General features: G+C 73.1%; 15 protein-coding genes. 7 read left to right on the forward strand and 8 right to left on the reverse strand.

The genetic code is table 11. The annotated features are described in order from the left end of the window. Window positions 1–27: 27 nt before the first annotated feature. The 7 genes from KUM32_RS01610 to KUM32_RS01640 all read right to left on the reverse strand — a co-directional run bounded on the left by KUM32_RS01610 (window position 28) and on the right by KUM32_RS01640 (window position 9,282). Window positions 28–951, reverse strand: a complete 924-nt coding sequence (locus KUM32_RS01610) for an LD-carboxypeptidase (protein ID WP_217139923.1) — start codon at window positions 949–951, stop codon at window positions 28–30. Then, entirely contained in the window at window positions 948–2,915 is a 1,968-nt protein-coding gene (locus KUM32_RS01615) for a prolyl oligopeptidase family serine peptidase (RefSeq protein WP_217139924.1), read from the reverse strand. The genes KUM32_RS01610 and KUM32_RS01615 overlap by 4 nt, the downstream gene beginning before the upstream one ends. A gap of 21 nt (window positions 2,916–2,936) precedes the next feature. Continuing rightward, a complete protein-coding gene (locus KUM32_RS01620; protein ID WP_254404887.1) occupies window positions 2,937–4,292 on the reverse strand; it encodes a M20/M25/M40 family metallo-hydrolase in 1,356 nt (451 codons plus the stop codon). Further along, entirely contained in the window at window positions 4,285–5,118 is an 834-nt protein-coding gene (locus tag KUM32_RS01625; RefSeq protein ID WP_217139925.1) for a M55 family metallopeptidase, read from the reverse strand. The genes KUM32_RS01620 and KUM32_RS01625 overlap by 8 nt, the downstream gene beginning before the upstream one ends. A 98-nt stretch (window positions 5,119–5,216) precedes the next feature. Continuing rightward, window positions 5,217–5,942, reverse strand: a complete 726-nt coding sequence (locus KUM32_RS01630) for a class I SAM-dependent methyltransferase (protein ID WP_217139926.1) — start codon at window positions 5,940–5,942, stop codon at window positions 5,217–5,219. Between the two features lie 347 nt (window positions 5,943–6,289). After that, entirely contained in the window at window positions 6,290–8,689 is a 2,400-nt protein-coding gene (locus KUM32_RS01635) for an MFS transporter (RefSeq protein ID WP_217139927.1), read from the reverse strand. A 149-nt stretch (window positions 8,690–8,838) separates the two neighbouring features. Continuing rightward, window positions 8,839–9,282, reverse strand: a complete 444-nt coding sequence (locus KUM32_RS01640) for an SRPBCC family protein (protein WP_217139928.1) — start codon at window positions 9,280–9,282, stop codon at window positions 8,839–8,841. Window positions 9,283–9,465: 183 nt separating this feature from the next. On the opposite strand from KUM32_RS01640, the gene KUM32_RS01645 reads away from it, so the two are divergent. The 4 genes from KUM32_RS01645 to KUM32_RS01660 all read left to right on the forward strand — a co-directional run bounded on the left by KUM32_RS01645 (window position 9,466) and on the right by KUM32_RS01660 (window position 13,208). Continuing rightward, window positions 9,466–10,512, forward strand: coding sequence for an Rv2578c family radical SAM protein (locus KUM32_RS01645; RefSeq protein WP_217139929.1), 1,047 nt, complete (start codon window positions 9,466–9,468; stop codon window positions 10,510–10,512). 137 nt (window positions 10,513–10,649) lie between these two features. Then, entirely contained in the window at window positions 10,650–12,227 is a 1,578-nt protein-coding gene (locus KUM32_RS01650) for an alpha/beta hydrolase (RefSeq protein ID WP_217139930.1), read from the forward strand. Between the two features lie 58 nt (window positions 12,228–12,285). Beyond that, the gene (locus KUM32_RS01655; RefSeq protein ID WP_217139931.1) at window positions 12,286–12,684 is read left to right on the forward strand and encodes a RidA family protein; all 399 of its coding nucleotides are present in this window, start codon (window positions 12,286–12,288) and stop codon (window positions 12,682–12,684) included. Continuing rightward, window positions 12,681–13,208, forward strand: coding sequence for an N-acetyltransferase family protein (locus KUM32_RS01660; RefSeq protein WP_374227473.1), 528 nt, complete (start codon window positions 12,681–12,683; stop codon window positions 13,206–13,208). The genes KUM32_RS01655 and KUM32_RS01660 overlap by 4 nt, the downstream gene beginning before the upstream one ends. 16 nt (window positions 13,209–13,224) lie before the next feature. Here the strand turns inward: KUM32_RS01660 and KUM32_RS01665 are convergent, their stop codons facing one another. Next, window positions 13,225–13,818: an adenylosuccinate lyase gene (locus KUM32_RS01665; RefSeq protein WP_217139932.1), complete on the reverse strand. Its 594-nt coding sequence runs from the start codon at window positions 13,816–13,818 to the stop codon at window positions 13,225–13,227. Window positions 13,819–14,207: 389 nt separating this feature from the next. On the opposite strand from KUM32_RS01665, the gene KUM32_RS01670 reads away from it, so the two are divergent. From KUM32_RS01670 to ccrA, 3 genes are all read left to right on the forward strand, one after another. Beyond that, on the forward strand, window positions 14,208–16,013 hold the full coding sequence (locus tag KUM32_RS01670) for a 3-hydroxyacyl-CoA dehydrogenase family protein (protein WP_217139933.1): 1,806 nt from the start codon (window positions 14,208–14,210) through the stop codon (window positions 16,011–16,013). 136 nt (window positions 16,014–16,149) lie between these two features. After that, window positions 16,150–16,965 (forward strand): TetR family transcriptional regulator, encoded by an 816-nt coding sequence (locus KUM32_RS01675; protein ID WP_217139934.1) that lies wholly within the window; start codon window positions 16,150–16,152, stop codon window positions 16,963–16,965. Between the two features lie 407 nt (window positions 16,966–17,372). After that, the gene (gene ccrA, locus KUM32_RS01680) at window positions 17,373–18,710 is read left to right on the forward strand and encodes a crotonyl-CoA carboxylase/reductase (protein ID WP_217139975.1); all 1,338 of its coding nucleotides are present in this window, start codon (window positions 17,373–17,375) and stop codon (window positions 18,708–18,710) included. Window positions 18,711–18,810 lie beyond the last annotated feature (100 nt).

Genomic DNA, 18,810 nt, shown 5'->3' on the forward strand with positions numbered 1-18,810 from the left:
CCAGCCTACGACGCGCCGCCCGCCCGGTCAGCGCAGCGCGGGCCGGTCCAACGTCAAGGTGCCGGCGTCGGCGTCGACTTCCGCCATCAGGCCGAACGGGACGGTCAGCGCCCCCGCGCAGTGCCCGAAGCCGAAGTCCTCGACGACCGGCACACCGAGGCCGCCGAGCCGGTCGGCCAGCATCGGCCGCAGCCGCTCGTAGGGACCGCACCGGTCCCAGGAACCGAGCAGCACCCCGCCGACCCCGTCGAGCCAGCCGGCGCGCAGGAGCTGGGTGAGGTAGCGGTCCAGCCGGTACGTCTCCTCCCCGACGTCCTCCAGACAGAGCAGCCCGCCGCGCGCGGAGGGACGGGCGTGCGGCGTGCCCAGGTCGGCGGCGAGCAGGCTCAGGCAGCCGCCGAGGGTGACGCCCCGAGCCCGGCCGGGCACCAGCGGCGTGCCGCCGGAGGTGATCACGCGCACCGTCTCCGGCGCGAACAGGGTGGCCTTGAGGTGCTCCTGCGCCCGCGTGTTCTTGAGGAAGTCGATTCCCGCGGCCATGGGGCCGTGCAGGGTGACCAGGCCCAGCCGGGTGGCGAACGCCTCGTGCAGCGCGGTGATGTCGCTGAAGCCTACGAACACCTTCGGCCCCGCCGCGCGCATCGCCTCCCAGTCGAGCAGGCCGGTCATGCGCTGGACACCGTACCCGCCCCGGGCGCACAGCACCGCGTCCACGGACGGGTCGCACCAGGCGGCCTGGAGGTCGGCGGCCCGGTCGGCGTCGGCGCCCGCGAGGTAGTCGAAGGCGTCGTGCCGGTCCAGGACGTGCGGCGCCACGACCGGGTCGAGGTCCCAGCCGCGCAGCACGTCCAGGCCGGCCTGCAACCGCTCCTCGGGCACGGGCCCGCTGGGCGCGACGACGGCCACCCGGGCGCCGGGGGCGAGCCGGGCGGGACGGGTCAGCTCTCTCACTCGGTCAGCTCCAGGGTCGGGATGTCGCTCCGGTGAAGGCCGAAGACCTGCGCGTAGAGGGAGAGTTCGGACTCGAGGGCGCGCACCATGGTCCCGGCCCGGCGGAATCCGTGTCCCTCGCCCGCGAAGGCGAGGTAGGCGTGCGGCACCCCCCGGCCCGCCATGCGGGCGAGGAACCGCTCGCACTGCGCGGGCGGGCAGATCACGTCGTCCAGGCCCTGGAGCAGCAGGAACGGCGCGGTGACCCGGTCGGCGTGCGCGGTGGGCGACCGCTCGGCGTACCGGGCGGGCACCTCGGCGTACGGGCCGACGAGGCTCTCCAGGTACTGCGACTCGAAGTCGTGCGTCTCCCCCGTGCCCCAGCCGGTCAGGTCGAGGATCGGGTAGATGACCGTGCCGCAGGCGTAGACGTCGGTCGTGGTCAGTGAGGCCGCCGCCGTCCAGCCGCCCGCGCTGCCGCCGCGCACGGCGAGCCGCTCCCGGTCGGCGGTGCCCTCCTCGGCGAGGGCGAGGGCGACGGCGGCGCAATCCTCGACGTCGACCACGCCCCACTGCTCGCGCAGCCGGTTGCGGTACTCCCGGCCGTGTCCGGTGGAGCCCCCGTAGTTGACCTCGGCGACGCCGATGCCGCGGGAGGTGAAGTAGGCGATCTCCAGGTCCAGCACCAGGGGCGCCCGGCTGGTGGGTCCGCCGTGCGCCCAGATGACGTACGGCGGCAGTTCGCCGTCGGGGGCGACGCAGCCGGGGTTGCGCGGCGGGTAGAGGTGGGCGTGGATGTCGCGACCGCCGGGGCCGGTGAAGGTGCGGACCTGCGGTTGCGGGTAGTAGGCCGGGTCCACGGCGTCCTCGTGCGGGGAGCCGATCACCCGGGCCCGGCCGGTACGGGTGTCCAGCTCGACGACCTCGTAGGCGCTGCGCGGGCCGGCGCCGACGGCCACGACCCGCTCGCCGTGGGTGGTGAGGGTGGCCGCGAACTCGGTCCACGGCCCCGCCGCGTCGACGACCTCGCCGGTCTCGGGGTCGAGTACCCCGAGGGTGGCGGCGCCACGGCCGTGCACCACGGCGACCAGGCCGCTGTCCAGCGGGGCGAACCAGCGTTGGCCGAGTTTCCACAGGGGCCCGCCGAACTCCTCCTCGCGGGCGCACAGCGGCCGCCCGTCGCGGTAGAGGTTCCACCAGCCGGTGCGGTCGGAGGCGTGGAGCAGGGCGCCGTCGACGGCCCAGTCGGCCTGGGCGATCGACTCCTCGGGCCCGCCCGCGACGGTCCGGGCGTCCCGCAGGACGCCCTCGGGGCCGACGTCTGCGACGATCAGCTCGGTGCCGTCCCAGGGCATGCGCGGGTGGTCCCAGGCGAGCCAGGCCGCACGCCGGCCGTCGGGCGAGAGCCGGGGCCCGGTGACGAACCGGTGCCGGTCGTCGGTGAGTTCACGCACCGCGCCGCGGTCGTCGGCCGCCGAGCCGTCCAGCGGCACCGCCGCCAGGACCCGGCGCACGTCGGTGGGCCCGTCGCCGGTGAACTCCTCCAGGACGCACCACACCTCGCCGCGTTCGGGACGCGGCTGCGGCTCCGCCCAGCGCAGCCCGCCGCCCACCGGGGAGAGCGGCGTCAGCGGACGCGGCTCGCCGCCGCCCGGCTCGTAGGCGTACAACCGCTGGTCGGCGAAGTTCACGAAGACCACCAGCGGCCCGTCGGCGGTCATGAGCGCGGCCCAGGGCCGGCCGCCGTACTCGATGACGCGGCTGCGCACGTTCCACGGCGCGGGCAGCACGGACTCCTGTGTCCCGTCGGCCCGGCGGCGTACCAGCGTGCGCCGGCCGCCCTCGGTGGGCCGGGGGGCGGTCCACCACACCTCGTCGCCGACGAAACCGACGTCCTCCGGACGCCCGTCGTGCGCGGCGGCGAGCGCCGCGTCGATGGGCGAGGGCCACGACCCGTACGCGAGGGTCCGCACTGACTGCCCCACTTCTCTCCTCCAGCTCCTCGTCTATGCCGTGCGCAGGAAACGGTCCAGGACGCGGACGCCGAAGTGCAGCGCCTCGACGGGAACTCGTTCGTCGACGCCGTGGAAGAGGGCCTGGTAGTCGAAGCCCTCGGGCAGCCTGAGCGGCGCGAAACCGTAGCCGGTGATGCCGAGCCGCGAGAACTGCTTGGCGTCCGTGCCGCCGGACATGCAGTACGGCACCACGTGGCCCTCGGGGGCGAACTCCTCGACGGCGGTGCGCATCCGGGCGTACGTCGGCGAGTCCACCGGCGCCTGGAGGGCGACCTCCCGGTGGGCGAACTCCCACTCCACGTCCGGTCCGGTGAGCCGGTCCAGGGTGCTGCGGAACTCATCCTCGCAGCCGTACAGGAACCGTCCGTCGACGTGGGCGACGGCCTCCCCGGGAATGACGTTCACCTTGTAGCCGGCGTTCAGCATGGTCGGGTTGCTGCTGTTGCGGACGGTGGCCTCGACGAGCGCGGCGGCGGGCCCGAGCTTGTCCAGCAGCGCGTCGACGTCGCTCAGGTCGGTCTCGATGCCGTAGACGGCGGCGAGTTCGGTCAGCGCGGCGCGCACGGTCGGGGTCAGGCGCAGCGGCCACTCGTGGTCGCCGATGCGGGTGATCGCCTCCGCGAGCCGGGTGACCGCGTTCTCCCGGTTCACCTTGGAGCCGTGCCCGGCCCGCCCCCGCGCGGTGAGCTTGAGCCAGCCCGTGCCGCGCTCACCTGCGGCGATCGGATAGAACTGCCGGCCCGCGCCGTCATGGAAGGTGAACGCGCCGGACTCGCTGACGCCCTCGGTGCAGCCCTCGAACAGGGCGGCGTGCCGGTCGGCGAGGAAGCCGGAGCCGTCCTCGGCGCTGGCCTCCTCGTCCGCGGTGAACGCGAGCACGATGTCCCGCCGGGGACGCACGCCCTGCCGGGCCCAGTCGCGCACGACGGCCAGGATCATCGCGTCCATGTTCTTCATGTCGACCGCGCCGCGCCCCCACACGACGCCGTCGCGGATCTCCCCGGAGAACGGGTGCACGCTCCAGTCGGCGGCCTCGGCGGGCACCACGTCGAGATGGCCGTGCACGAGCAGTGCGTCGGCCGACGGGTCGGTGCCCGCGATACGGGCGACGACGTTGGTGCGGCCCTTGGTGCGCTCCAGCAGCGTGGGTTCGATCCCCGCCTCGGCGAGGCGCGCGGCGGCGTACTCGGCGGCGGGGCGTTCCTGGCAGTCGCCGCCGCCCCGGTTCGTCGTGTCGATGCGGATGAGCTCGGAGGTGAACCGGACGACCTCGTCCAGCGCCCGCGCGTCCACGGTCTCGGACGTGTCCCCGGTGGCCCGGGTCGTGGTCTCGGACTGCTCAGCCATACTGCTCCTCCACCGCGGCCGAGGCGATCGTGGTGACCGCCTTGAAGGTACGGATCGCCTCGAACATGGTGTCCTGCGTGTACTCCACCTTGCGCTCCCCGACGTGGACCACCCCCGGCACGACGGTCGAGGCCGCCGCGAGGTGTTCGGCGTCGAACTCCACCGCGACGGTGAACGGCCCGCCGCGCACCGGTTCGTACCGCACGGCGAGGGCCGCCGCCTCCTTGGCCGCCGCCCGGATGTCGGCGGCGGTTCTGGCCGGCGTACGGCACACGGCCGCGTACCGCGACACGTGGTCCTTGACCGCGACCTTCAGCGCCCCGGGCGCGTACCCGAGCGCGTCCTCGCAGGCCACGTCGTCCCCGGTGACCAGCACGACCGGCACCCCGTACTCGGCGACGACGTGCGCGTTGAGCAGACCCTCACTGGCCCGTACGCCGTTCAGCCACACGCCGGTGATCTGGTTGGCGAGGTAGGTGTGCGCGAGGACGCCCTCCATGCCGGCGCCCGCGTGGTACCCGATGAACGCGATGCCGTCCACGTCGCCGTGCTGGACGCCCTCCACCATGGACAGCGCCTTGTGCCGTCCGGTGAGCATCTGCGTCCGCTCGTCGAGCCGCTCAAGGAGCAGGTTGCGCATGGTCCAGTGGGCCTCGTTGACCAGCACGTCGTCGGCGCCGCCGTCGAGGAAGCCCAGCACCGCGGCGTTCACGTCCGAGGTGAACATCGACCGGCACCGCTCCCACTGCGGTGTCCCCGGCAGCACGTCGGCCGGCCAGGTGACACCGGTGGCGCCCTCCATGTCGGCGCTGATGAGGATCTTCATGCTGCGCCACGTTACGCGGTCGCGCCGAACGCCAGCCAGGCCTGTGGAAAACTCTCACCGGTCCAGACCGGTGACCGGGCCGGGGCACCGCACCGCCCTCACGCGCCCCGCCCCGCCACCACCCACGTCGACGGCAGCTCGATCCGGATGCCGTCGGGGGTGTACTCCGTGGTGACCAGCGGGAGTTCGCCGCTCGCCAGGACGGTGAGACCGGCCGCGCGCAGGTGTTCCGGCACCGCGGCGTCGGGGATCGCGCCCGGGGTCAGGCCGTGCCGGAGGACGGGCGCGAGTTTCGCGGGCGGGCCCGCGGGACCCTGGGCCAGGTCCTCCAGGACCGTCCTGGCGTCCTGGGAGGGTTCCACCAGGAAGGCGCGGCCGCCCTCGCCGAGGAGCACGGCGAGGGCGTCGGCCAGCGGCTGCCGGTCGTCGGGCTCGCACTGGTGCAGGACTCCCCGCAGGTAGACGTTGGCGTCGCCGAGCTCCGCGTGCAGCGTCTGCGCCTCGGCCTCGTCCGCCGCGTCCAGCTGCCGGTACGCGGCCCGGCCGGCGCGGTCGGCGTGCCGGGCACGGTCGAGGGCGGCGACGGCCAGGTCGGCGCCGACGACCTGCGGGAAGCGGTCGGCCAGGTAGCGGGTCTGCGTGCCGTTGCCGCATCCGAGGTCGATCATCGGCAGGTTGGCGTCGGCCAGGAGCGGTTCGAAGTGGGCCAGGTGCCGGCCAGCGGTCAGCATCGGCTCCGCGTCCCAGATCACCGCCCCCTGGCCCTGCGGGGCCTCGCTCCAGAAGCTCTCCCAGGCGTCCCGGTACCGACTCGTCACGCTCATGCCCGTCTCCCCAGGTGCGACGACGTACTGGCCCGCCGCGGGTGACGGGCCAGTACGGTGTATCGCGCCCGGCGCACGGCCACAAGCGCCCGGAGGGTTCCTTCACCGGACGTGCGACGGACACACCCCGGCGGTGCGGCGCGGCTCTGCGACGGGGCGTCATCAGTTCGAACAGGAGGGTCGTGCCGGCCTACGTACGGCTCACGCCCCGTCCGCGGGAGAGGGCGCCGACCGGCCGCGGCCCGCGGCCGGTTCCGACGCCGGGCCTCCCCCACGGCGCCGCGGTGCGTGGCACGGGCCCTCCCTCCCCACGGCCCACCGGCGCGACACCTGGTCACCGACCGGCCTCAGTCCTCGTGCCCGAGTTGGAGGTCGCGCTCTGTGCGGCCGCCGCCGGCCACCTGGAGCACGGTGGCGACGGGCGGGTAGCCGGCGGCGATGACGGTGTACTCGCCGGACGACAGGTCGACGAACCGGAAGGTGCCGTCCGGCCCGGTGGTCAGCGTGTCCACCACGTTGCCCGCCGCGTCGAGCAGCGTCACCCGCGCGTCCTCCACGGCCCGCCCGCCGGTGGCGCGCACGGTGCCGCGCAGCACGGCGCCACCGGCCAGCTCGACGTCCTGGCGGGTTTCCCGGGCGGCCTGGACACTGACGGGCAGTGCGGCCGGACGGAAGGCGGGGGCGCTGGCGGCGAGGGTGTACTCGCCGGCCACCAGTTCCGTGAAGACGTAGCCGCCCTCCCGGCCGCTGCGGGTGGCGGCGACGACCTCGCCGTGGACGTTGGTGAGCGTCACGGTCGCGTCGCGTACCGGGCTGCCGTCCGCGGTGACGACGCTGCCGGCGAGGCGGCCGGCGCCGCCGAGGACCACGTCCAGTTCGACCGGGCGCTCGCCGACGGTCACGGAGACCGCCTGCGGCTGGTGACCGCCGGCCGCGGCGATCAGGACGTACGAACCCGCGCCCGGCGTGGCCAGCGCGTAGCGGCCGTCGTCGCCGCTGGCGCCCCGGCCGATCTGCTGACCGCCGATGTCGATGAGGGTGAGGGCCGCGCGGGGCACGACGGTGCCGTCGGGGTGCTGCACCGTGCCGCAGACCGGGATGCCGGCGGCGTAGGGCGAGCGGGCGTGCGGGACGTGGGGGGTGTGCTGTGCGGTCTCCGGCTCGGTGACGGGGGCGTTGTGGGACACCAGGGGTTTCTCCTTGAGGAAGAAGGCGATGAGCAGCCCGAGGACGAGCACCGGCACCAGGTAGAGGAAGATCCGTGGCATGGCGTCGGCGTACGCCCCGATGTAGGCGTCGCGCAGCGCCGGGGGCAGGGAGTGGACGAGTTGGGGGGTGACGGCCTCGGCGTCGGGCAGCCCGGCGCCCGCCTCGGCGGGGAGCCGGCCGGCCAGGGAGTCGGCGAGCCGGCCGGCGAAGAGCGTGCCGAAGACGGCCGCGCCGACGCTGCCGCCGATCTGACGGAAGTAGTTGTTGGCGCTGGTGGCGGTGCCCAGGTCGGAGGGGCGCACGGAGTTCTGCACGGCGAGGACCAGGACCGGCATCACCATGCCGATGCCGGCGCCGAGCAGGGCCATCCAGATGCTGTAGTGCAGCCGGGGCGTGTCGGTGTCGAGGCGGGAGAGCAGCCACATGCCGACGACGGACAGCGCCCCGCCGATGATCGGGTGGGCGCGGTAGTGCCCGGTGCGGCTGATGAGCTGTCCGGAGATGACCGAGGCGCCCACGATGCCGCCCATCATCGGCAGCATCAGCAGGCCGGACTCGGTGGCGGTGGCGCCGTCGACCATCTGCAGGAAGGTCGGCAGGTAACTGGCGGCGCCGAACAGGGCGACGCCGACGACGAGGCCCACCAGGCCGGTGACGTTGAAGACGGAGTCCCGGAACAGCCGGAGCGGGATCAGCGGTTCGGGCGCGAAGCGCTCGGCGACCAGGAAGAGGACGGTGGCCGCGACGGCTCCGGCGCCGAGGCCGAGGACGACCCGGGAGTCCCAGGCGTACTCGGTGCCGCCCCAGCTGGTGAGCAGCACCAGGCAGGTGGAGGCGGCGGCGAGCAGCAGGGCTCCGAGGACGTCGAGGCGGGGCCGGACCCGCGGCTTGGGCAGCTTCAGTACGACCGCGACGACGACCATGGTGATCAGGCCGAAGGGCACGTTGACGTAGAAGCACCAGCGCCAGGAGAGGTGGTCGGTGAAGTAGCCGCCCAGCAGGGGCCCGGCGACCGAGGCGAGTCCGAAGGCGGCGCCGATCAGGCCCATGAACCGGCCGCGCCGGCGGGGCGGCACGATGTCCGCCATGATCGCCTGTACGCCGATCATCAGGCCGCCCGCACCGACGCCCTGCACGGCGCGGAAGACGATCAGCTGGTCCATGGTCTGCGCCCGCCCGGCGAGTGCCGAGCCGACGACGAACACCAGGATGGCGAACTGGAAGACGCCCTTGCGCCCGTAGAGGTCACCGAGCTTGCCGTAGATCGGCAGTCCGACGGTGGAGGTGAGCAGGTAGGCGGTGATCGCCCAAGACATCTTCTCCAGGCCGTGCAGCTCGCCGACGATCTTCGGCAGCGCCGTGGCGACGATCATCTGCTCCAGAGCGGCGAGCAGCAGCGCCAGCATCAGCCCGACGAAGACCAGCCGCACCCGGCGCGGGCTCAGCCCCGCGTCCGGCGCCGGCTCGGGCGCGGGGGCCTCTGGAGGCGCAGGAGGTGCGACGGCCCGTTCGACCTGCACCAGAGTGATCCCGCCCACGTGCCGCTCCCCTCGTCACACCTGCTCACCATTGCCACCTGCGGCGACAACTAGGAACAAGTGCGACGAGTTACGGCACACGGTCAGATCTCATGGAGATCACTCGAACCGGTGAGAGCCTCAACACCCCCCGGAAAGCTGCCTTTTGGCTACTTCTCGACCTCGGCGGCGAGCCTGGCGAGCACCGCGTCGTAGATCCGGGCGAGCCCCTTGGGCGCGAAGGTCTTCTCGAAGAAGCCGCCGACGCCGCCGGCCCCCTGCCAGGTGGTGGTGACCACGACGCGGGACCTGCCCTCGCCGGCCGGGGTGACCCGCCAGGTGGTGACCATGGAGGAGTTGCGGTCCTTCTCGACGAGGTCGCCGTCGGCCGGCTCGGTGACCTCCAGCAGGCAGTCACGGATGCGCTTGCTGGTGGCCTGGAGCTTCCAGTGCACCAGGGTGCCCTCGCCGTCGCCGCCCTCGCGGACCTCGTACTCGCTGAACTGCTCGGGCAGCAGCTTCGCGCGCGTGCCGCTGTAGTCGGCGAGCGTGTCGAACACCGTCTCCGCGTCCGCCGCGACGATCCGCTCCGTCGTCGACTCGACCTGCGCCATCGGGTCCCTCCAGGGCCTGTTTCTCGGGGTCGGGGCAAGCCAACCACCCCGCTGCCCGGCCGCCAAATCGGGGGGCGCGAAGCCGCCCCGCGAGCGGTCGGGCGGGGCGCCGGGAGCCACACGCACACGATCAAGGGAACAAGTGTTCTATTGTGTGGGCCGAGCACTACCGAGGAGGCGTCAATGCGCTGGGACAACCTCACGGACACCGACCACGCCCGAGCCGCAGACCCCGCGCTGTTCGGCGCGGACGCGGTGACCACCCGCACCTTCGACTCGCCCGAGTTCCGCGGCATCACCTTCCACGAGGTGCGGGCCCGCTCGATCCTCAACCGGGTGCCGGGCGCCTCGCGCATGCCGTTCGAGTGGACGGTCAATCCGTACCGGGGCTGCACACACGCGTGCGTCTACTGCTTCGCCAGGAAGACGCACGGCTATCTGGACCTCGACACGGGACTCGGCTTCGACTCCCAGATCGTCGTCAAGGTGAACGCGCCCGAGCTGCTGCGCCGCCAGCTGGCCTCGCCCCGCTGGCGGGGCGAGCACGTCGCGATGGGCACCAACGTCGACTGCTTCCAGCGCGCGGAGGGCCGCTACCGGCTGATGCCGGGCATCATCACGGCGCTGACCGAGCACGCGAACCCCTTCTCGATCCTCACCAAGGGCACGCTGATCCTGCGCGACCTGGAGCTGCTCACGCGGGCGGCGCGGGTGACCGACGTGGGGATCTCCGTCTCGGTCGGCTTCACCGACCCCGGGCTGTGGCGCACCGTGGAGCCGGGGACACCCGCCCCGGAGCGCCGCCTGGAGGTCGTACGGACCCTTGGAGAGCACGGCATCGGGTGCGGCGTGCTGATGGCGCCGGTCATTCCGTTCCTGAGCGACGAACCGGCCCAACTGCGCGAGACGGTACGGGCTGTGGCCGCCGCCGGCGCCACCTCGGTGACCCCGCTCGTGCTGCATCTGCGGCCGGGCGCCAGGGAGTGGTTCATGGCCTGGCTCGGGAGGCACCACCCCCATCTGGTGCGCCGCTACGAGCGGCTGTACGCGGAGGGCGCCTACGCCCCGACGTGGTACCAGCGCCGGATCACGCGTCAGGTGCACGACCTGGCCCGGGAGTACGGCATCGGCCCCACGCGCGCGGGGATGCCGCGGAGGGGCGGCGAGCCGGAGCGGCACGGGACGGCCGGGCCGACGGCATCCGGACCGGTTCAGCTTTCCCTCATCTGAGAGCGTTCGAGGGCATCCCACGATCCAATCGGGTCAAACACGGACTCAATGCGTTCATTCGAGGACGCTCCCCGGGACGATGCGGCGAGGACCGCGACCCACGCGGACCATCGCCCCCTCCGTCCTGGAAGGACTCCATGAGACAACGCGCAGCCGTGCTGTGCGGTGCCGCCGTCATCGCCGCCGGGGCCGTCACGGCCGTCCCCGCCGAGGCGAGCGCACCGCATCCCGCGGGCACCTCGCACGCCGCGAAACCCAGCTGGAAGAAGTGCGGCACCGACGACTACCCGACGCTCCAGTGCGCGTCCCTCGAGGTACCGCTGGACCACGCCCGCCCGAGCGGCAGGCGGATCACGCTGGCGCTGTCGCGCATCCCGCACACCGCGCGGACGTACCAGGGGCCCTTGCTGGTCAACCCCGGCGGCCCCGGCGGCAGCGGGCTGACGCTCGCCGGGTTCGTGGCGTCCTCGCTGCCCAAGGAGGTGGCCGCCCAGTACGACGTCATCGGCTTCGACCCGCGGGGCGTCGGCGAGAGCGAGCCCTCCCTGGACTGCCGGCCGGGCCACTTCTCCCCGGTGCGCCCCGACACCGTGCCGGCCGCCCCGGCCGTCGAGAAGGCCAACGTCACGCGGGCCAGGACCTTCGCCGAAGCCTGCGGCAAGAAGTACGCGGACCTGCTGCCGTACATCGACACGGTCAGCGCCGCCAAGGACGTGGAGGCCCTCCGCAGGGCGCTCGGCAGCGAGAAGATCAACTACTTCGGCTACTCGTACGGCACCTACCTGGGCGCCGTCTACGCCAAGCTCCACCCGGACCGGGTGCGGCGCCTGGTCCTGGACTCCGTCGTCGACCCGACCGACGTCTGGTACGACGCCAACATCGGCCAGGACCACGCCTTCAACGACCGTCACCGCGCCTTCCTGGCGTGGGTCGCGCGGCACGACGCGACCTACCGGCTGGGCAGCGACCCGGAGCGGGTCGAGGCCCGGTGGTACGCCATGCGGAGCGCGCTGGCGAGGCAGCCGGCCGAGGGGAGGGTCGGCGCCTCCGAGCTCGAGGACACCTTCATCCCCGGCGGTTACTACAACGGCTACTGGCCCTACCTGGCGGAGGCGTTCGCGGCGTACGCGAACGACCAGGACACCGGCCCGCTCGTCGAGGCCTACGAGAACTTCGGTGCCGTGGACGCCGCCGGCGACAACGCGTACAGCGTCTACACCGCGGTCCAGTGCCGCGACGCCGGCTGGCCGCGCGACTGGAACGCCTGGCGCGACGACAACTGGGACGTGTACGGGAAGGCGCCGTTCATGGCCTGGAACAACGCCTGGTACAACGCACCGTGCGCGTTCTGGCCCACGGCCCCGCGGCAACCGGTGGACGTCACCAACGGCGATCTGCCGCCGGCCCTGCTCTTCCAGGCGACCGGCGACGCGGCCACCCCGTACGAGGGCGGCGTCACGATGCACCGGTTGCTGCGCGGATCCCGCCTGGTGGTCGAGGAGGGCGGCGGGAACCACGGCATCACGCTGAGCGGCAACACCTGCCTCGACCAGCACCTGGCCGCGTACCTGGCCGACGGCACGGTGCCGCGCGGCGACGGCGAGGCGGACGCGGTGTGCGCGGCGCTCCCCGGCCCGGAACCGCTGCGGTCCAAGGCGGCGTCGACGTCCTCGCGCGGCTCGACACTGCACGGACTGATCGGCCGCCGGGGGTAGCCCCTTCCCGGAAGACCCCGTCGGGGGCGTTGTCAGTCCCGTGGTCCACGATGGACGCATGAACGAGCTGACCAGGATTCCCGCCCCCGACGGTGTCGCGCCCGCCGCCCAGTACTCCCATGTCGTCCTCGGCTCCGGACGGTTCGTGGCCGTCTCCGGTCAGCTCGCCCTGGACGAGGACGGCGGGCTGGTCGGCGAGGGCGACCCGGCGGCGCAGGCCCGCCAGGTCTTCGAGAACCTGCGCCGCTGCCTCGCGGCGGCCGGAGCGACCTTCGACGACGTGGTGAAGCTGACCTTCTTCGTCACGGACATGGCCCACATGCCCGCGATCCGCGCGGCCCGCGCCGAGCACATACCCGACGACCGGCTCCCCGCCGCCTCGGCGGTGCGGGTCGCCGGGCTCGTCCGGCCGGAGTTCCTGATGGAGATCGAGGCGTTCGCGGTGGTCGCCCCGTGAGCGGTCCGGTGGTGCGGGAGATGACGCTCGCCGACTGCGACCGTGTGTCCGAGATCCGCGTCCGGGGCTGGCAGTCGGCGTACCGGGGACTGATGCCGCAGCCGTACCTCGACGGGCTCGGAGTCACCGAGGACGCCGAGCGGCGCCGCGCCTCCTTCACCCGGGCTCCGGCCGGCGTGGTGAACCTGGTCGCGGAGGTCGGTGCCGGCGAAGTCGTCGGCTGGGCCTGCCACGGCCCCTACCGGGACGGCGGACAGCTCACCGAGGACGCCGAGTTGTACGCGATGTACGTCGACACCGGTCGTCTCGGCACCGGCGTCGGGCGGGCCCTGCTCCAGGAGTCGGTACGCCGGTGCTCCGCCGCCGGGCACGGGCGCATGCTCCTGTGGGTCCTCAGGGGCAACGCCCGCGCCCGGCGCTTCTACGAGCGCGCGGGTTTCGCCGCCGACGGCGCCGAGGAGGCGTCCGAGGTGGACGGGGTGAGCGTGCCCGAGGTGCGGTACGCGAGAGCGCTGACCGGCTGAGGAGGCGGGCGCCGGCTCACCGCTGCCGCGGGATCCGCGCCAGCGCCCGCACCGCCGCCTCGGCCAGCGCCGGGTGGGCCAGGGCGTCGTTCAGGACGGGCGCGGCCCGGCCGTCACCCAGCGAGCCGAGCCCCTCGACGCAGGCGAGGGCCACGCGCCGGTACGGGTCGTGCGGGCGCAGTCGGCGCTCCAGTGTGGTGATCAGCGCGGGCACGGACTCGGGGGCCCGCAGCTCGACCAGCAGCCGCACCGGGTACAGGGCGTAGGCGACGCGCAGTTCGTTGGTGGCGAGGGCGGCGGCGGCGCGGGCGGTGCGGGGGTCGCCGAGACGGGCGAGGGCGTGGGCGGCGGAGGCGCAGCGCGGCGGGTCGCGGTGGTTCAGCAGCAGCACGAGGGACTCGAAGGCCCGCCGGTCCCCCGCCACCCCCAGCCGGAACGCGGCGAGTTCGCGGGCCCACAGCGGCTGTCCGGGCGCCGTGAGCACCGCGGCCAGCTCGTCGTGGTCCCCGGTCTCCACGAGACGGTCGTACTCCGCCCGGGCGCCGGGTGCGCCCGACGCGTTCGACTCGGCCCGTAAGCGCTCCGTGAGCGAGCGCGACTCTTCGTCCATGACACCGAGGTTAGGCGCGTCCCCGCGCGCGTGGGACGTACATCACGAACACCGGGGGCTGGCGCGCTCGTTACTCGCGAGTTAAGCTCAGACGAGCGAGTTACCCACTCGCGGCACTCCTCCCGGCGGTCTGGTGACGCGGCCGCCGTGAGAGCGGAGCAAGTCGGTTCGGTACCCGCGGTACTGGGTGCCGCGGTACGACCCGGCCCCGGGACAGGGCCGGTCGGACACCACCGCCGCGCGGGCGTGTGCGCGCCCCGAGCGACGGCACCGGGCGTGTGCGCCAGCCAGCCCGGCACCACCCGCACTCCTCACCTCACGCACCCGGTGCGCCGCTCGGCGCACCCGGGCGCGCTTCCCGTCGTCACCCTCATTCCTGGAGTCCCGCGATGGCCACTCCCCTGTCCGACACCCCTCTGTCCCCGCTCCGGACCATCGCCGTCGTCGGCCTCGGCACGATGGGCACCGGCATCGCCGAAGTACTCGCCAGGGCCGGACGTGACGTCGTCGGCATCGACATCAGCGAGGCGCAGGCCGCGACGGCCGTCACCGCGCTGGAGACCTCCACCGCCCGTGCCGTCGAGCGCGGACGCCTCACCGCGCGGGAGCGCGCCGACGTCCTGGCCCGCCTCCGCACCTCCACCGACCTGCGTACGGCGGCCGACGCCGACCTGGTGATCGAGGTGGCCCCGGAGTCGTACGAGGTCAAGCAGCAGATATTCCGGGAGCTGGACGGCATCGTGCGCCCCGGCACGATCCTGGCGACCGGCACCAACGCCCTGTCCGTCACGCGGCTGGCCGCCGACTCGTTGCGCCCGGAGCGGGTGCTCGGCCTGCACTTCTTCAACCCGGCCCCGGCGATGAAGCTGGTGGAGGTCGTCTCCTCCGTGCTGACCGCGCCGGCCGCGGTCACGGCGGTCACCGACCTCGCCCTGGCCCTCGGCAAGGAGCCGGTCGCGGTCGGCGACCGGCCCGGGTTCGTCGCCGACGGGCTGCTCTTCGGCTACCTCAACCAGGCCGCGGCGATGTACGAGGCGAAGTACGCCTCACGCGAGGACATCGACGCGGCGATGCGGCTCGGCTGCGGTCTGCCCATGGGCCCGCTGGCCCTGCTGGACCTGATCGGCGTGGACACGGCGCGCACGGTCCTGGAGGCCATGTACGCCGCCTCCCACGACCGTCTGCACGCCCCGGCGCCCGTCCTCGGGCAGCTCAGCGAGGCGGGCCTGACGGGCCGCAAGGCCGGGCGCGGCTTCTACACCTACGAGGCGCCGGGCAGCGCGACGGTCGTGGAGGACTCCCTCACGCCACGCGCGGACGACGTCCCGGTCCCCGGCCGTCCCGTGCGGGCGGTGGGCGTCGCCGGTTCGGGCACCATGGCGTCCGGCATCGCCGAGGTCTTCGCCAAGGCCGGGTACGAGGTCGTGCTCGCCGCCCGCAGCGCGGAGAAGGCCGAGACCGCCAAGGCCCGCGTCGGCAGGTCGCTGGCGCGCGGCGTGGACAAGGGGCGGCTGACCGCGGAGGCCGCCGCGCGGGCGCTGGAGCGGATCACGCCGACGGGGACGTACGACGACTTCGCCGGCGTCGATCTGGCCGTGGAGGCGGTCGCCGAGGACCTGGAGGTCAAGCGGCAGCTCTTCGCCACGCTGGACAAGGTCTGCAGGCCCGGCGCGGTCCTCGCCACCACCACCTCCTCCCTGTCCGTCGTCGCCTGCGCCCGCGCCACCTCGCGCCCGCAGGACGTCATCGGCATGCACTTCTTCAACCCCGCGCCGGCGATGAAGCTGGTCGAGGTGGTCCGCACGGTGCTGACGGCGGACGACGTGCACGCCACCGTCCGGGAGGTCTGCGGCAAGGTCCGCAAGCACGCGGTGGACTGCGGCGACCGGGCCGGTTTCATCGTGAACGCGCTGCTGTTCCCGTACCTCAACAACGCGGTGAAGATGGTCCAGGAGCACTACGCGACGCTCGACGACATCGACGCGGCGATGAAGCTGGGCGGCGGGTACCCGATGGGTCCCTTCGAGCTGCTGGACGTGGTCGGGCTGGACGTCTCGCTCGCCATCGAGAAGGTGCTGCACCGCGAGTTCCGCGACCCGGGCCTGGCCCCGGCCCCCCTGCTGGAACACCTGGTGGCCGCGGGCTGCCTCGGCCGCAAGACGGGCCGCGGCTTCCGCGAACATGCCCGCCGCTGAGCGACCGGGCGACTGGTTCCGGTCCGAGGAGGACTGGGGCGGACTGCTCGGTCCCGCCGGGTCTCCCCCGCCCCGCGCGGGCGGGGGAATCCCCGGTCACGCGCATGATGGCGCGAACATGCAGTACGTTCGGGTCATGTCCCAGCCCGCCAAGTCCTCACGTACACCCGCCACGCCCGACGCGCCGGAGAGCGCGGCCGGCAGCCGGGCCGCCGCCCAGCGGCTCAAAATGCGCCGGGAGCTGGCGGCGGCGGCCATGGAGCTGTTCGCGACCAAGGGGTACGAGGCGACCACCGTCGACGAGATCGCGGCCCAGGCCGGGGTCGCGCGCCGCACCTTCTTCCGTCACTTCCGCTCCAAGGAAGAGGCGATCTTCCCGGACCACGACGACACCCTGGTCCGCGCCGAGGCGGTGCTCAACGCGGCGCCCGCGCACGAGCACCCGCTCGACACGGTGTGCCGCGGCATCAAGGAAGTCATGAAGATGTACGCGGCCCAGCCGGAGATCTCGGTCGCCCGCTACAAGCTGACGCGCGAGGTGCCCACCCTGCGCGAGGCGGAGATCGCGTCGGTGGCCCGCTACGAACGTCTCTTCACCCGCTACCTGCTCGGCCACTTCGACGAGCACGCGCACGACGACGACGCCAACGACGACCCGCTGCTGGCGGAAGTCGCCGCGTCCGCCGTGGTCACCGCCCACAACCACGTGCTGCGGCGCTGGCTGCGGGCGGGCGGTCAGGGCGACGTGGAGACCCAGCTCGACCACGCCTTCGCGATCGTGCGCAAGACGTTCGGCACGGGCATCGGGGCCGGTCGCTCCACGGCCTCCGCCGCGCGGCCGGCCGCCTCCTCGGCCTCCGTGCAGGGCGAGGTGCTGGTGACGGTCGCCCGCACCGACGCGCCGCTGCACGAGGTGATGCGCACCATCGAACAGGCGCTCAAGGAGCGCTGACCCGACCTTCCCACCTGTGACGACGGCCACCCGACGGGTGGCCGTTCTTGCATGCCGCCGCCCCTTTTCCCGGTTCTCCCGGCCTCTCTTTCCCGGTTCCCCCGGCTCCGTTCGATCGATCATCGCTCATCTGTCGGGTAAAGCTTTCATCTGAGAGCAATTTCTGGCACCCAGTGCCTTGCGGGGTGACACGCGGTGTCATACGTTGAAGGTGTCCGGGCTGTCCCCGCAAGCCATCGCCTGCGTGCCCGACGCCTGCGTCACAGGCACCCTCCGCGCCACAAAGCGCCGCCGCACAGCACCACCGCCGAACCGACGGCCCTCCCTCATCCCACCCTCAGCAGCACCGCCGTACCCCTCAGCGCCCCTCCCTCAGGGCGCTCACCGCCGGAGGCAACACCGTGACCGTGAAGGACATCCTGGACGCGATCCAGTCGCCCGAATCCACGCCGGCCGACATCGCCGCGCTGCCCCTCCCCGAGTCGTACCGCGCGATCACCGTGCACAAGGACGAGACGGAGATGTTCGCGGGTCTCGAGACCCGCGACAAGGACCCCCGCAAGTCGATCCACCTGGACGAGGTGCCGGTGCCCGAGCTGGGCCCCGGCGAGGCCCTGGTGGCCGTCATGGCCTCCTCGGTCAACTACAACTCGGTGTGGACCTCCATCTTCGAGCCGCTGTCGACCTTCGGCTTCCTGGAGCGCTACGGCAAGGTCAGCGAACTCACCAAGCGCCACGACCTGCCCTACCACGTCATCGGCTCCGACCTGGCCGGCGTCGTCCTGCGCACCGGCCCCGGCGTCAACGCCTGGCGGCCCGGCGACGAGGTCGTCGCGCACTGCCTCTCCGTCGAGCTGGAGTCGTCCGACGGCCACAACGACACGATGCTCGACCCCGAGCAGCGCATCTGGGGCTTCGAGACGAATTTCGGCGGTCTCGCCGAGATCGCGCTGGTCAAGTCCAACCAGCTGATGCCCAAGCCGGGCCACCTCAGCTGGGAGGAGGCCGCCGCCCCGGGCCTCGTCAACTCCACCGCGTACCGGCAGCTGGTCTCCCGCAACGGCGCGCAGATGAAGCAGGGCGACAACGTCCTGATCTGGGGCGCCAGCGGCGGTCTCGGCTCCTACGCCACCCAGTTCGCGCTGGCCGGCGGCGCCACCCCGATCTGCGTCGTCTCCAGCGAGCAGAAGGCCGAGATCTGCCGGCGCATGGGCGCCGAGCTGATCATCGACCGCAGCGCCGAGGACTACAGGTTCTGGGCGGACGAGCACACCCAGAACCCGCGCGAGTGGAAGCGGTTCGGCAAGCGCATCCGCGAGCTCACCGGCGGCGAGGACGTCGACATCGTCTTCGAGCACCCGGGCCGCGAGACCTTCGGCGCCTCCGTGTACGTCACGCGCAAGGGCGGCACCATCGTCACCTGCGCGTCGACCTCCGGCTACGAGCACAGCTACGACAACCGCTACCTGTGGATGTCCCTGAAGCGCATCATCGGCTCCCACTTCGCCAACTACCGCGAGGCCTGGGAGGCCAACCGCCTCGTCGCCAAGGGCAGGATCCACCCGACGCTCTCCAAGGTGTACTCGCTGGAGAACACCGGCCAGGCGGCGTACGACGTCCACCGCAACCTCCACCAGGGCAAGGTCGGCGTGCTGTGCCTGGCCCCCGAAGAGGGCCTGGGCGTGCGCGACGAGGAGATGCGGGCCCAGCACGTCGACGCCATCAACCGCTTCCGGAACATCTGAGGAGCGCCGCATGAGTGAGCGTCAGACCGCGCTTTCGGCCGGCGCCGGCACACAGCGCCCCCGGCCGAAGGCGCGGAAGGAAAGGGACCGGCCGTGGCTG

Source organism: Streptomyces sp. AC627_RSS907 (genome assembly GCF_019049165.1).

Bases quoted from the DNA above. Each gene is read 5' to 3' on its own strand.
- KUM32_RS01675 (WP_217139934.1), top strand. From the start codon at position 16,150: ATGTCCCAGCCCGCCAAGTCCTCACGTACACCCGCCACGCCCGACGCG.
- KUM32_RS01630 (WP_217139926.1), bottom strand. From the start codon at position 5,942: ATGAGCGTGACGAGTCGGTACCGGGACGCCTGGGAGAGCTTCTGGAGC.
- KUM32_RS01670 (WP_217139933.1), top strand. From the start codon at position 14,208: ATGGCCACTCCCCTGTCCGACACCCCTCTGTCCCCGCTCCGGACCATC.
- KUM32_RS01640 (WP_217139928.1), bottom strand. From the start codon at position 9,282: ATGGCGCAGGTCGAGTCGACGACGGAGCGGATCGTCGCGGCGGACGCG.
- KUM32_RS01655 (WP_217139931.1), top strand. From the start codon at position 12,286: ATGAACGAGCTGACCAGGATTCCCGCCCCCGACGGTGTCGCGCCCGCC.
- KUM32_RS01625 (WP_217139925.1), bottom strand. From the start codon at position 5,118: ATGAAGATCCTCATCAGCGCCGACATGGAGGGCGCCACCGGTGTCACC.
- KUM32_RS01620 (WP_254404887.1), bottom strand. From the start codon at position 4,292: ATGGCTGAGCAGTCCGAGACCACGACCCGGGCCACCGGGGACACGTCC.
- KUM32_RS01665 (WP_217139932.1), bottom strand. From the start codon at position 13,818: ATGGACGAAGAGTCGCGCTCGCTCACGGAGCGCTTACGGGCCGAGTCG.
- KUM32_RS01650 (WP_217139930.1), top strand. From the start codon at position 10,650: ATGAGACAACGCGCAGCCGTGCTGTGCGGTGCCGCCGTCATCGCCGCC.
- KUM32_RS01645 (WP_217139929.1), top strand. From the start codon at position 9,466: ATGCGCTGGGACAACCTCACGGACACCGACCACGCCCGAGCCGCAGAC.